General features: G+C 65.2%; 13 protein-coding genes. 2 read left to right on the top strand and 11 right to left on the bottom strand.

The features are described from left to right. Positions 1-2: 2 nt before the first annotated feature. The 7 genes from ACIBI6_RS25610 to ACIBI6_RS25580 form a co-directional block, all read right to left on the bottom strand. Positions 3-509, bottom strand: coding sequence for a hypothetical protein (locus ACIBI6_RS25610; protein WP_396958137.1), 507 nt, complete (start codon positions 507-509; stop codon positions 3-5). A gap of 348 nt (positions 510-857) precedes the next feature. After that, on the bottom strand, positions 858-1,517 hold the full coding sequence (locus ACIBI6_RS25605; RefSeq protein ID WP_396958136.1) for a PaaI family thioesterase: 660 nt from the start codon (positions 1,515-1,517) through the stop codon (positions 858-860). 52 nt (positions 1,518-1,569) lie between these two features. Continuing rightward, positions 1,570-1,935: a hypothetical protein gene (locus ACIBI6_RS25600; RefSeq protein WP_364342722.1), complete on the bottom strand. Its 366-nt coding sequence runs from the start codon at positions 1,933-1,935 to the stop codon at positions 1,570-1,572. Continuing rightward, complete coding sequence (locus ACIBI6_RS25595) at positions 1,932-2,687, bottom strand: ABC transporter ATP-binding protein (RefSeq protein ID WP_396958135.1); 756 nt, start codon at positions 2,685-2,687, stop codon at positions 1,932-1,934. Before ACIBI6_RS25595 ends, ACIBI6_RS25600 begins: the two co-directional genes overlap by 4 nt. After that, positions 2,684-3,397, bottom strand: coding sequence for an ABC transporter ATP-binding protein (locus ACIBI6_RS25590; protein ID WP_364342725.1), 714 nt, complete (start codon positions 3,395-3,397; stop codon positions 2,684-2,686). Before ACIBI6_RS25590 ends, ACIBI6_RS25595 begins: the two co-directional genes overlap by 4 nt. Continuing rightward, positions 3,375-5,495 carry an ABC transporter permease gene (locus tag ACIBI6_RS25585; protein WP_396958134.1) on the bottom strand — a complete coding sequence of 707 codons (2,121 nt, stop codon included), beginning with the start codon at positions 5,493-5,495 and terminating at the stop codon, positions 3,375-3,377. The genes ACIBI6_RS25590 and ACIBI6_RS25585 overlap by 23 nt, the downstream gene beginning before the upstream one ends. A gap of 15 nt (positions 5,496-5,510) precedes the next feature. Further along, positions 5,511-6,887: an ABC transporter substrate-binding protein gene (locus tag ACIBI6_RS25580; RefSeq protein ID WP_396958133.1), complete on the bottom strand. Its 1,377-nt coding sequence runs from the start codon at positions 6,885-6,887 to the stop codon at positions 5,511-5,513. Between the two features lie 279 nt (positions 6,888-7,166). Here ACIBI6_RS25580 and ACIBI6_RS25575 point away from each other — a divergent pair, with 279 nt between their 5' ends. Together ACIBI6_RS25575 and ACIBI6_RS25570 are read left to right on the top strand one after the other, a co-directional pair. Beyond that, on the top strand, positions 7,167-8,351 hold the full coding sequence (locus ACIBI6_RS25575; RefSeq protein WP_396958132.1) for an amidohydrolase family protein: 1,185 nt from the start codon (positions 7,167-7,169) through the stop codon (positions 8,349-8,351). A gap of 227 nt (positions 8,352-8,578) precedes the next feature. Further along, positions 8,579-10,006 carry a FadD3 family acyl-CoA ligase gene (locus ACIBI6_RS25570; protein WP_396958131.1) on the top strand — a complete coding sequence of 476 codons (1,428 nt, stop codon included), beginning with the start codon at positions 8,579-8,581 and terminating at the stop codon, positions 10,004-10,006. On the opposite strand, the gene ACIBI6_RS25565 is transcribed toward ACIBI6_RS25570, so the two are convergent. The 4 genes from ACIBI6_RS25565 to ACIBI6_RS25550 form a co-directional block, all read right to left on the bottom strand. Next, positions 9,994-10,869 (bottom strand): LLM class flavin-dependent oxidoreductase, encoded by an 876-nt coding sequence (locus tag ACIBI6_RS25565; RefSeq protein WP_396958130.1) that lies wholly within the window; start codon positions 10,867-10,869, stop codon positions 9,994-9,996. The genes ACIBI6_RS25570 and ACIBI6_RS25565 overlap by 13 nt on opposite strands. Beyond that, positions 10,866-11,684 (bottom strand): mycofactocin-coupled SDR family oxidoreductase, encoded by an 819-nt coding sequence (locus ACIBI6_RS25560; RefSeq protein ID WP_364342743.1) that lies wholly within the window; start codon positions 11,682-11,684, stop codon positions 10,866-10,868. The genes ACIBI6_RS25565 and ACIBI6_RS25560 overlap by 4 nt, the downstream gene beginning before the upstream one ends. Next, positions 11,681-12,676: a mycofactocin radical SAM maturase gene (mftC, locus tag ACIBI6_RS25555; protein ID WP_396958129.1), complete on the bottom strand. Its 996-nt coding sequence runs from the start codon at positions 12,674-12,676 to the stop codon at positions 11,681-11,683. The genes ACIBI6_RS25560 and mftC overlap by 4 nt, the downstream gene beginning before the upstream one ends. 116 nt (positions 12,677-12,792) lie before the next feature. After that, the gene (locus ACIBI6_RS25550) at positions 12,793-13,626 is read right to left on the bottom strand and encodes a TauD/TfdA dioxygenase family protein (protein WP_396958128.1); all 834 of its coding nucleotides are present in this window, start codon (positions 13,624-13,626) and stop codon (positions 12,793-12,795) included. Positions 13,627-13,742 lie beyond the last annotated feature (116 nt).

The following is a 13,742-nucleotide window of genomic DNA, read 5'->3' as shown; positions in this document are numbered from 1 at the left end:
AGCTACTGGGCCGAATCGGGATTCGGGACCTCTTGCGCGATCAGTCCCTTGGAACGCAGCGAGTTGTATTGCTGGCCAAGGGCATTGCTCATCGCGGGTGAGCCGGTGACGATGCTGCCGACGGTCCCACCGAGGAAGCCGAGGGTGCTCCCACCGATGATGCAGCCGCCGACGATCCCTACCGGTGTCAATACGGCCGTCGGGAGCGTGAGGGCCCCACCGGTCACCGCACCCAACGGGCACCCGACGAGCACACCGATCGTCGTCCCGACCACCCGGCCGGCCGTGGAATCGCTGGCGAAGGCACCAGTGATCGAGGTGAACGCGTTCAGGTACTCCTGCCCGGGATCTGTGGGCGCCGCACCGGGCTGCTGCTGGGAACTATCGACTACCGCGGCGGTGGACGGGGTAGTCGCCTGGTCCGGTTCGGCGGTTGCGGTTCCGGCGCAAATCGTGCTGGCCACGATCGCGACGGCCGCCCATCCGGCCGCCTTGGGTATCTGATGCATGTTGCTGCCTCACTGATATTCGAGCTGGAAAAAAGAGAGAATCACGATCTCACAGAAAGAGAATGCCAAGGCAACCAAGGGCGCGGCCAAGGAATAGAAAGGCGTCATGCCCGCATGCAAGATCGGCATGGCTATGCACCACTGGGCACGGACGGGCTGATGCACGTCGGCTGAGGCGGTTCACAACTTCTGCCCCTCAGCGGTTCTGCCGATGAACGGCCACCGCGGCAAGGTTCCTCATCTGCGGGATAACTTCCTTCTGTAATGTGCGAATCTCTCTCTCCATATGGAGAATGTCATTCTTACAACGGATGCGGGCAGCCAGCGGGGTTTTGCGAATATTGGCGACTACTGCTGTCCGGGCAGCAAGGTGAGGAATAGTGCGCGCGCGTCGGCGCACAACCGGTCGCCGTCGTGCAGGGTCGCGACCAAGAAGATCTTGCGCCCCTCCTGCCGCTCGACCCTGGCACGAATGGTCAGCTCCGTGTCGAGCGGGGTAATGGATCGGTAGTCGACGGTCAGTGATGCGGTGCGGATCGCCGCCCCCGAATAGGCGACCCCACTCATGCCGAGCACGGTATCGAAGGCGAGCGCGATATGACCGCCGTGCACTGCCGAATTGCCGCCGACATGGAACCGGCGGAAGGTAATTCGAGCCGACACACCGTCGCGGTCGGAGCGATCGACGACGAACGGCGGCAGGGTGATGTTGCCGTTCGCGGGCACGTCGGGTCGGACCCAACCGGGCACCGACCACTCATCGACCAGGACCGTGTCCAACAGGCTGTTGAGTTCCTTCAGCGCCGTGATGGCCTCCAATGCCACGTCATCGGAAGGGGAGGCCAGTCGAACACGGTCCATCAGTCCCCGAACCTGTTCGATGAACTCGCCGTAATGCGGACCGCCACGGGAGATGTCGGGCGTGCGATCCACCGACTGAGACCGCGCCGGCCGAAACCCACCTTCGTGGTGCTCCTCGGTGGGCAACGGCTCCAGGCTCTCATTCATGAGAATTACATTATCGTTCGGGCCTGCGGCACCACGGACCGCTGCCGCCACACTAGGGGGCGGCGGCACCGTCGTGGGTGATCGCCTTTCCGTTCAACCGGTCCCCCAGCTGGGCGAGATCGTAGGACTGTCTGGCCAGCCAGAAGCGCAAGAATCCGGTCAGCGAATACCGCAGGAACAGCGCCGATCCCACCACGCTCGCGGCCACGCCGCCGATTGCGAGGGTTATCGCATCGCGTTGCGCCAGTGGGTCTTTGGTACCGTGCGACATGAAGTAGGCCAGCACGGCCAGCACCAGGCCGAGCACCATCAGGGTCACGCCGGCGCGCAGCCACAGCACGGCCCGCCCGGCAGCGGGATCGGGAATCTTGGCTTCACTGAGTTCGCGGACGAATCGGTCCGCGCGTGTTTCGGTCATTCGGAACTTCCTAAGTAGAGGGCCGCCAATTCGTCGCGGATACCGCTGTCGGGGTGGCCATGTTTTTCGATGCGACCGCGCACCAGCACGGCCGCGTGGTCGGCGATATCCAGCACCGCCGCGGCGAACTGCTCGACGACCAGGACGGCCACGCCCTGCCGGGCGATTTCAGCGACCTGCTCGTAGAGCTGGCCGACCACCAGCGGCGCCAACCCCATCGACAACTCGTCGAGCATGAGTACCGCCGGATCGGTGGCCAGGCCGCGGGCCAGCGCGAGCATCTGCTGTTCACCGCCGGACATGGTGCCCGCCGTCTGATCGGCCCGCTTCCCGAGAATCGGGAATCGGGTGAAGGCGATCTCCTGGATCTCCTCACGAGAGCGGCCCGTGAAGGTCATCATCAGCAGGTTGTCGCGCACCGACAGGTTGGGAAAGACACCGCGCCCCTCCGGGATCAGGCAGACCCCGGCTCTGGCCAGGTCGCGCGGGTGGGCACCGGTCATATCCCGTCCACCCAACCGCAGTTGGCCGGAGGCGACCGGATGGACACCGGCGGCGACCTGCAGGGTGGTGGTCTTGCCCGCGCCGTTCGGCCCGAGCAGAGCGACCACCTGACCCGCGACGACGCTCAGATCGATACCGTGCAGCACCGTGATCGCGTCATAGGCCGCGCGCACCTCGCGCAGTTCCAATAGTGGGGCGGCGGCAAGATCGGTTGTCGCCGTGGCTGTTTCGATGCTGTCCACAGTCATGCCGCCCCCAGATAGGCCGCGAGCACGGTTTCGTCGCGCCGGATCACCTCGGGTGGTCCAGAGGCGATGACCTTGCCGAGGTCGAGCACATAGACCTCGTCACAGACATTCATGACCAAGCCCATATCGTGTTCGACCAGCAGCACCGCCGTGCCGTCGGCGGCCAGCGAACGCAGTAGCGCCGCGAATCGTTCGGTCTCGCTTCGGTCCTGACCGGCGGCGGGTTCATCGAGCAGGATGAGCTCGGGTCGCGCGGCCAGCGCCCGGCCCACCTCGATCAATCGGCCAGTTCCCGTTGGTAGCGCATCGGCACTGCTGTCGGCGACTTCGCGCAGATCCAACCGTTCGATGATCTCGTCGACGACCCGGGCGCCGTGCCGACGCTGCGGCCCGAGTTCCGCGGCGACCAGCAGATTGTCACGAACACTCAACCGGCCGAACAATTCCAGACGCTGGAAGGTGCGAGCCATCCCGAGCCGAGCACGACGGGCCGTGCCGAGTCGGGTGACATCGCGCCCATTGATGAGCACGCGCCCCGAGGCCGGTTTACGCAGACCGCAGATCACATCGAAGAATGTGCTCTTGCCTGCACCGTTCGGCCCGATCAAGCCGGTGACCCGACCGGCTTCGGCCACCAACCCGGCGCCATCGAGCGCGCGGTGGCCCCCGAAGATGACGCTCACATCCTCAACTCGCAGCAGCGGTGGCACGGCCCAACACCTCCTCGTCCTGTGTGCGCCATGGTCGCCGAATCCCCCACCATTCGAGCGGCACTTCGGGTTCGGCGGCCACGCGCTGCTGCCGCGCGATCCAGACGCGGGCACCGATCACCATGAGCACCAGGCCGAAGAAGAAATGCCAGCCGGTGATCACATCAGCAACTCGAAGCACCCACAGCAGCACCGAGGCGACCAGCACCACCGGCCCCACCACGCGCTCGCGGAACATCGGCAGCCATTCCTGCCGCATGGTGGCAATCGCACCCTGACCGAGCATGCCGCCCGCGAAGGCAATACCGCCGAGCGACGGCAACACCTGCGACAGGTTCAACAGCGATGGCCACAGCACCGGAATCACCAGCAGCGGCCCGGCATACGCGACACCGGTGAAGAAGCCACTGCCGACCGCGCCGAGACCGGCGATCACCACGATCAGGAAGATCGGCAATCCGGACACCAGGTTGAAGTGATCGGAGGTGACCGCACGCAACTGCATGCCGTACAGCGCACCGCCGAGTCCGGCGATCGCCGCCGAGAGCGCGAACACCAGCACCTTCGCCATCAACAGATTGCCACCGAGGGTCGCGTAGGCGGCCTCACTGTCACGCATCGCGATCAATCGCCGCCCGAACCGGCTGCGCCGCAACATCGCAATCGCGAAGCTCGCCATCGCGAGGCATACCGCCGCGAATACGGTCACCTGGGCGGTGCTGTCGAGATGCCAGCCGAACAGTCGTGGCCCGACCAGATTCAGCGAACCCTGTTCGAAGAAGGTGATCTTCACGCCGAATATGTGCACGGTCGGCAAGGTGAAGACCCACCGGTCCAGGACGACGGAGAAGGCCACCGTCGCCAGAGCCAGGTAGACCCCGGACAGCCGCAGCGCGGGCAATGCGATCACCGCACCCATCGCACCCGCGACCGCCATTGCCAGCAGCAATGCCCACCATTGCCCGTCCGCGCCGTACTGGGCATAGATGACCGCCCCGACTCCGGCGATGCTGAGTTGGCACAGCGAGATCTGCCCGGCGTATCCGGCCAATGGCACGAACGACAATCCGATCACGCCGAAAGCGAAGATCTGCCCGTAGGTGATCAGATCGGCCTCACCGAGCACGGTGGCCAGCACCACGCCCAGCGCCACGACCACCGCCGCGAAGGCGGCCGATCCCGAAATCGTCGGCAGCGGAACCGGACTGAGCCGCCGATCGCGCCCGCGCAGCCGTCCGTGCGGGAATAGCAGCAGCGCGACGAACAACAACAGCGCGGGCGCGGCCAGCCGCAGGCCCGGCAAATATTCGTTCTGCGGCAGATAGCCGGTGAGGTAGCTCTCCAGACAGCCGACCACAATCGCACCGAGGAAGGTCATCGGCAGGCTGCGCAACCGACCGAAGATCGCCGCGGTGTAGGCGCTGACGATCAGCAGCGACAGCTGGGGCGCATCGAGCGCAACGGTCGGCGCCACCAGAATGCCGCCGATCGCCGCCAACTCGATGCCCAGAATCCACGCCACTCGGTTCGCCCGCCGCGGGTCGGCGCCGGTCAAACCGACGAGCGCACGATCGTCGACCGTGGCCCGCATCTCGGCCCCGGTCCTGGTGCGGTACAACAGGATCCGCAGGCCAAAGGCCACCGCGATCGCGACCACCATCGTCAATGCCTGATGCCAGGTGACGGTGACGACGCCGAAGTGCAGCGGTCGCTGTTCGTCGAAGAACTTCGGCAGGGTGCGGGCCGTGTTGGGGTCCCACACCCATTGGGCGAGCAGGATCAGACCACTCAGTAGGGCAATGGTCATCACCAACTTCTCCGCGTCACCGAGGCCCTGGGTCGGGGCCAACGCCCAAGCGAAGACCAGGCCGAACAGCGGCGCGAATACCAGCAGTACCGCGGCGATCGCCAGCGGCGCCGGCACACCCCAGCCGATATGCAACTGCCAGTACACGAACGCCGACACCATGCCCGCCGCACCGTGCGCGAAATTGAATACGCCGGTGGTGGTGTAGGTGAGCACCAGGCCGCTGCCGATGATCGCGTAAATCGCCGCGGTGCTCAGCCCGACGATGCCGAAGGCGAGGAATTGCTCCATTGCCGAACAACTCCGCTACTTGAAGTCGTTGATGCTGAGTCCGACGTCGGCGAGGGTCAGTCCCTTGCCGTAGTCGTTCTTGTACACGTAGGCGTTCATATCGCAGCGGTACGGGCCGTTATCGGGCTTGAATTCCGCGGGCTGCTGCCAGCCCTGCGGTGTTGCCTGCACGATGTTGTAGCACTTCGGCAGTGCTCCCCCGGTCGGCCGCACGTCCGCTGGTGCCTGCAGACCGCCCGCGGTCCACACCGTCTCCTTGGTTGCGGCGTCGTACACGCACTTGCGGGTCAACTGGTCACCGCAGCCCGCCGCCGATTTGGCGAAAAGCAGCCACGCGGAGAACGCACGCAGTACCGGGTAGGTGACATCCTTACCGGGGGCGTACTTGGCGAACAGGTCCTTCACCAGCTTGACGGTCGGTACCGTCGCGCCCGCCTCGACCGGCGCGATGCCGGCCAGATCGGCGAAATTATTCTGTCCCGCAAGGGATTTGCCGCCCAGCTCCAGGAACTGCGAGTTGTAGGCGTTGCTGTTGGCGTCAATCCAGTCCAGCTTGTAATCCATCCCGGTCAGCACATCCTCCAGCTTGGCCAGGCTGCGGAAATCGCCGAGGAAGAGCAGTCCTTTGACGCCCTTGCTCTTGATCGACTGCGCGTACGGTGTCCAGTCCGCGACGCCGGTGGCCGGATAAAGCTCGTTGTAGACGACCGACGCGTTCATCGCGGTCATCGATTCCTGGAATTTGGGCACCATCACCTTGGTCGACGGCGAATCGCCGGTGATGATGCCGACCGCACCGGCGGAGGCCGGATAGGTGGTGATCAGCCACTGGTGGTAGCCGGTGTAGGGGTTGTACGGGCGAGATGCCGACGCCCCGGACCCGGAAGCCTGCAGGTCGGACCCGGTGTTCTTGACGTCGACTACCTGCGCCGGAAAGTCCGGCAGCAGGCACTTCAACCGATCCTCGGTGCCGAGCGAATCCAGCGCGGCGCCGCCACCGACCAGCGCGAAGTCCTCGCGGCAGGCCTCGATCATCCGCTGGCGGACTTCCCTGAGCTTCGCATCACGCACGGTGGCCACCAGCTTGCGCCCGCCGATACCGCCGGCGGCATTGCACCAGGAGGTGAAAACGTTTGCCGCATCGACGAATTCGGTGTTCTTGGTGAACCCGACGTCACTGAAGACACCGACCTCGAGCTCGCCCGCGCTCACGCCCTGCGCGGGCGAACTCGATGGCTTGCCACCCTGGCAGACATTCTTCAGATCACCGAAGTCGCCCGACGCAGTCGAGCTGGTGGTGTTGGTGCCCTCGACTTCTTCACCACCACGACTACAGCCGGCCGCCAGCAGCGTGGCTGCCAGCAGAGCAACGAGTATTCGCTGCGATTTCACGTTTCCTCCTCTACGGACGCCACCGCCGCACCGATCCGAGATCGGTCGAGGCCGAGTCCTTGTTCTACATCGAGCGGCGCCCCACCGGATCTGGCGCTCTCGCCGCCGGGAAGGCAGCTTCCCATATTTAGAGAATTAAGGTTACTGATTCGGGAAATGTGTTCTACGTCGACCTTCCGTATCGCGCGACCAAGCCGACCCTGCGGCGACCGTCCCACGACCGATTGCCACCAACCGAGAATGAGAATAAGATTCTCCCAAATAGCGAAGGAGGATTTCATGTCGGCACAAACTCCGCTGCCGTATCCGCTGTTCGACGCGGACAACCACCTGTACGAGACCAAGGAAGCGCTGACCCGCTACCTGCCCAAGCGGTACGAGGGCATCATCCAGTACGTCGAGGTCAACGGCCGGACCAAGATCGCGGTACGGGGGCAGATCAGCCAGTACATCCCCAATCCCACCTTCTCGGTGGTCGCGCGTCCGGGCGCCATGGAGGACTACTTCAAGAACGGCAACCCGGAGGGCAAGAGCCGCCGCGAGATCTTCGGCGAGCCGATGAAGGCCATCGACGCCTTCCGTGAGCCCGGGCCGCGCCTGGCGCTCATGGACGAGCTGAAGGTCGACCGGAGCTTGATGTTCCCTACCCTGGCCAGCCTGGTGGAGGAGCGCCTACGCGATGATCCGGAAGCCATCCACGCCATCGTGCACGCACTCAACCAGTGGATGCACGAGACCTGGTCGTTCAACTACAAGGACCGGATCTTCGCGGTTCCGGTGATCACCCTGCCGATCGTCGAGGAGGCCATCAGGGAACTGGAGTGGGTGGTCGAGCACGGCGCCAAGGCCATTCTGATCCGCCCCGCTCCGGTGCCGGGCTTCCGCGGTCCGCGCTCCTTCGCGCTGCCGGAATTCGATCCGTTCTGGAAGCGGGTGGTCGAGCTGGGCGTCGCGGTGACCATGCACACCTCCGACAGCGGCTACGCCCGCTACACCCAGGAATGGGACGGTGCCAACGCCGAGATGCTGCCCTTCGTCACCAATGCCTTCAGCATGGTCAACGAATGGCGGCCCGTGGAGGACGCCGTGACCTCACTGCTGTGCCACGGTGCGCTGCTGCGGCATCCGGATCTGAAGGTAGCCATCATCGAAAGCGGCGCCGCCTGGCTGGGCCCGCTCATGAACAAACTGTCCGAAACCTTCAAGAAGGCGCCCGAAGGCTTCGGCATGCAGAACCCGATCGAAACCATCAAAAACCAGATCTTCGTCAGTCCCTTCTACGAGGAGGGAGTGAGCGACCTGATCGATCTCATCGGCGTGGATCGGGTGCTGTTCGGATCCGACTACCCGCACCCCGAAGGCCTGGCGCAGCCCACGCACTTCGCCGACATGCTCACCCATCTGCCGGTCGAGGATCAGGCCAAGATCATGGGCGGCAACCTGGCGGGTCTGCTCGGCGTATGAGTGGTCAGGCCCGGAGACGGCAGCGAAGCGTAACCACGCAGGGCCCCAGTCATACGCCCAAAAGGCACAGCGTATGAGTGGTCAGGCCCGGAGACGGCAGCGAAGCATAACCACGCAGGGCCCCACACATACGCCCAAAAGGCACAGCGTATGAGTGGTCAGGCCCGGAGACGGCAGCGAAGCATAACCACGCAGGGCCCCACACATACGCCAAGAAGGCACAGCGTATGAGCTGGGAGACCATCCCGCAGATGGTCCTGTCGGCGGCCGACCGCTTCGGTTCGGCCGAAGCGGTCGTCGATGGGTCACTGCGATTGAGCTTCACCGAACTCGCCGACCGGGTCCGCCGCGCCGCAGGCGCATTCACGGCGGCGGGTGTCGGCGCGGGCGATCGGGTGGCGATCTGGGCGCCCAATTCCGCCGAGTGGATCATCGCGGCGTTCGGGTTGCTGAGTGCGGGCGGTGTGCTCGTTCCGGTCAACACAAGGTTCACGGCGGAGGAGGCCGACGATATCGTGCGCCGTAGCGGCGCGAAATTGCTGCTGGTGCAGCAGGGCTTCCTCGGCGTGGACTACACGGGTCCGGACGGTGTGCCGGTGATCGATATGAAGTCGGACTTCCTGTCCAGCGGCGCACCCTTCGAACGGCAGGTGCGCGGGACGGATATCGCCGACATCATCTACACCTCGGGCACGACCGGAAAGCCCAAGGGCGTCATGATGAATCATCTGCAGACGCTGCGGCTGTATGCGGAATGGTGCGAACTGGCCGATCTGCGGGAGGGCGACCGCTATCTGATCGTCAATCCGTTCTTCCACACCTTCGGATACAAAGCCGGGATCATCGCGTCGCTCATTCGCGGCGCGACCATCCTGCCGGTCCCGGTCTTCCATGTCGATCGGGTGCTCGAGCTGGTCGAGCGCGAGCGGGTGACGATGCTGCCTGGACCGCCGACCCTTTATCACTCGCTGTTGGAGGCCAAGGACCGATACGAGCTGTCGTCGCTGCGTGCGGCGGTCACCGGGGCCGCCGATATTCCGGTCGAACTGATCCGCCGGGTGCACGAGGAGCTGCCGTTCCGATCCATCATGACCGGATACGGGCTCACCGAGGCGGGCACCGCGACGGCGTCGCGCCCGGGCGACACCTTCGAGCAGATCGCGACGACCGTCGGGACCGCCTGCGATGGCGTCGAGGTGCACATCGCCGATGACGGGGAGGTGCTCGTCCGCGGATACTCCGTCATGCAGGGCTACCTCGACGATCCTGAGGCGACCGCCGCGGCGATCGACCCCGAAGGTTGGCTGCACACCGGTGATCTCGGCAGTCTCGATGCCGACGGCCGGCTACGGATCATCGGCCGCAAGAAGGATATGTTCATCGTCGGCGGCTTCAATGCCTATCCGGCCGAGATCGAAGGCGTTCTCCTACAGCATCCGGCGGTTGCTCAGGTGGCGGTGGTCGGTGTTCCCGACGAGCGGCTCGGGCAGGTCGGCAAGGCGTTCGTCGTGACCATCGACCCGATCTCCGAACAAGAACTGATCGTGTGGGTCAAGACCCGCATGGCGGGTTACAAGGTGCCGCGCGTCGTGGAGTTCCGGAAAGCTTTGCCGTTGAACGCCACCGGGAAGGTGATGAAGGATCAGCTGTGGTAGGCGCGCGGCATCTCCCGGATGACCGTCGCGCCGAATTCCGCCAAAGTCTCCGGCGCGGCGAAATCGGTGAACCACACATAGAACCGCTCGACGCCATGCTCGACGAGCTCGCCGAAGTGCGTGCTGAGTTGTGCGGCGTCACCGACGACAAGGCCGTCACCCAGCTGACCGAATCGCCGACTGCTGCGCGCACGGACCTCCGCGGCATCCTGCCCATGACCGACGAAGCCGACCATCTGCTGAATCGATATCCGCGCCGATCCGATCTCGGGCAGTAGTTCGGACAGCCGATTCAGTTGCGGTGCAGGCAGATTCCACCAGGTCGCATAGCCACGCACCAATTCCAGCAGGGGTGCGCTGGTACCTCCGATGACAATCGGAATCGGTGTGCTCGGCGACGGCACCTGCGCCGGTCCCTCGGTATTCGGTGCACCCCAATACTGATGCAGCAGTTCGAGACTGCGCCGCAGCCGACCGCGTCGCGCGGCCGCGCGGTCCCGGGTGATATCGAATCCCACCAGCTCGTGCGGCACCGAACCGGCACCGAGGCCGAGTTCGAATCTGCCGCCCGATGCCTCCTGTAGCGTCACCGCCTCCTTGGCGAGCACCGCCGGATGCCGGAACGAGTCGCACAGGACCAGATGTCCGATCCGCAGTCGCTCGGTCCGCGCAGCCACCCATGCGGCTACCGTGATGGCCTCCCACAGGGGCAACTGTTCGGCGCCGGGCGCGACCAGATGGTCTATGAAAGCGATGCCGTCGAACCCGCTGGCCTCGGCCACGTGAGCCCGTTCCACGATGTCCTCGACGCGCAGCTTGATCTGCGGCAAGAACAGAAACCACTCGGGCGCTGGATTGTTCACAGCGCGAGGCCACCATCGACGGCGACCGTCGCACCGATCATCGCACTGCTGTCCGGCCCCGCCAGAAAGGCCAGGACACTGGCGATCTCCCCCGGGTCGAGCAACCGTCCGATCGGCTGCCGGCCCGCGAAACCCGTCGGATCGGGCATTCGGTACAGGCGCGCTATCTCGGCCAGGAGCGCGGTATCCGCGGAGCCCGGACTCACCGCGTTCGCGGTTACCCCGGTGCCGCCGAGTTCGGCACCGAGTGCTCGAATCAGCCCTGTCACACCGGCTTTCGCCGCACAGTAGGCGGCCAGCTGGGGCAGACCCTTGGTCGCGGCCGCGGAGGCGACGGCCAGGAACCGCCCTGATCGCGGTGCGGGTCGGGCCAGCAGCGCCGGTACGGCCGCCCGCGCCAGGTTCACGACCCCGCCCAGGCAGACATCCAGCACCGCGCGCTCCTGCTCGATCGGCATCTCCCACAGCGGAACTCCACCGGCGATCACCCCGGCCGCCGCGACCACCGCATCCAGCCCGCCCCAGGTCCCGACCGCCTCGGCCACCGCGGCCTGTAGCGCCGAGGGCTCGCGTACGTCGGCAACATACGGCCGCACGGCACCTACCCGGTTCACTCGACTGCTCGCCTCGGTCGCCACCGCGACGAGTTCACGTTTGCTGCCCATCGGATAGGGCAGCGCGGGATCATCGGTCGCCAGATCCACCGCGAGCACAGACCAGCCGCGAGACGCCAGTTCCCGTACCGTTGCCGCACCGATCCCCCGCGCCGCACCGGTGACGAGCGCGACTCGCCGATGCTCCGAACGCGAAGTCACGCCGACCTCCGAACCGCCGGATATTCGGCAACCGGTCGCCGCCGATGCGAATAGTCCTCCGACAGCTTCGACCCGGCTATGCGGCCGACCCCCGCCAGCGCCGAATCACCATCTCCATCCATACATTCCGTATACGCCGTGCTGCTCTGCTGGCTACGCAGTTCGGTTAACAGTTCCGAGTTCCGCCAGATGAATTCGAATCCGCCTGCGGCACGGATGTTTGCGGTGTGGAACTGGTTGTGGTCAGCGAACGCGCAGACACCGCCGACCGGGTCGATCACACACATCACCCGGCCGAAGTTCGACCCTTGCGACGATTCGCCGTAGCCGGACAGGTGGAAGAACGCTCCGGTCAGGACATCGGTTTCGTGCTGGCGCAGCCAGTCATCGAGCATCCGCTCCTGGTCCGCCGCGGGGTGCAATTCGTCCGAGACGCGGCCAGATGGCCGGGTCAGCCGAAGCTGCGCACCGAACATATCGGCGATTGCCTTGAAAGCATCGATCTGGCCGATATTTCGGCTGGTCATCGTGACGGACAGCTCGAATCCATAGACGCCTGACGAAGCAAGCAACTCCATCGCGCGCACCGCCGCCCGGTACGCCCCGGTGCCGCGCATCGCATCATTGACCGCCTCGGTCGCGCCATCGAGGCAGATCCGCACATCGATGTGGCTGTTCCCGGCGATCCGCCGCGCGGCATGGGGCGTGATCCGAATTCCGTTGGTGGAGAATTTCACTCCGATGCGCTTGGCGGTGGCGTAGTCGACCAGTTCCCAGAAGTCGGGGCGCACGGTGGGCTCGCCGCCGCCGATATCGATACGGCAGATCCGCATCCGTTCGAATTCGTCGATCAGCGCCTTGCATTCGGCGGTGCTCAGCTCGCGCGGATCGCGGCCAGGTGTGCTGGACGAGCAGTGGATGCAGGACAGATCGCAGGCGTGGGTCAGCTCCCAGATCAGGTCGATCGGCGCTTCGCTGGTGTTGTCGATCATGGGGACTCCCGCGTCATCGCTTGCGCTACCAACTCGAATGGAAATGCAATTCTCGTCCTACGATAATGACATTCTGCGGCGGAAACAAGGAGGCGGGCCGGTCGATACCGCCGCCGTCAGGCGACGGCTTCCTCGCCGACCAGGGTGGTGCGGTGCATCAACCGGCGTGAGCTCACCTCATAGTGCTGGGCACGGTGCAGCATGCCGGTGTTGTCCCACACCACCAGATCGCCGGGCCGCCATTGATGCCGCAAGGCGAACCTCGGCTGGGTCGACCATTCGAGCAACCGATCCAGCAGCGCCCGGCTCTCGTCCGCCGACATGCCGACGACCTGCGCCGCGGTCGCACCGATCAGCAGCGACTTGCGGCCGTTCTTGCGCGTCCACACCAGCGGATGCACCCGGGTCGGCACCTTCGCCCAGGCGGCCCGCTCCCGATCCGTCGGATCCGGATTGGCCAGCGACTGCGCATGCGCGAAACTGTGTACCACGCGCAGGGTTTCGAGTTCGGCTCGCTCCGCGTCCGGCAGCGCCGCATAGGCGGCAAAGGTATTGGCGAATTCGGTGCCACCGCCATCGGTGGCCACCTCGAGCGCGGTCAGCAGGGTGGCCAGCTGTGGGATGGCATCGGTCGCGCCATCGATATGCCAGAAAAATGTGCCCTCCCGATAGGCGGCAAGCACGCTCTTGGCCGGATCGCGGGTGATGGCCGATACCTCCGGATGCGACTTCTCCCCGCCGAACGGCGCGACCACGACCTCGCCGAGCAGGCGACTCAGCGCAACGAGCGCGTCGTCGTCGATGTGGGCGTCGCGGTAGATCACCACCCCGTATCGGTCGAGCGCGGCGCGCAGATCGTCGGCAACGCGTCGGTCGGCGAGTTGATGGCCGGACAGTCCAGCGATTTCCAGTCCGATGTGGTCGGTGACGGGGATGGCCGTGACGGTCATGATGCGCCTCTTCGGTACGGCAGCACGCGAGTCGTTGCGCCTCGACATGCTGAACTACTGCCCAAACTCAAGATATGCATATGCTTAACACCGTGACGGATGACAGGTCAAGGAGC

Origin of the sequence: Nocardia sp. NPDC050412 (genome assembly GCF_044458825.1) — a bacterium.
Taxonomy (GTDB): domain Bacteria; phylum Actinomycetota; class Actinomycetes; order Mycobacteriales; family Mycobacteriaceae; genus Nocardia.
This window is presented reverse-complemented; position numbering and strand designations above follow the sequence as displayed.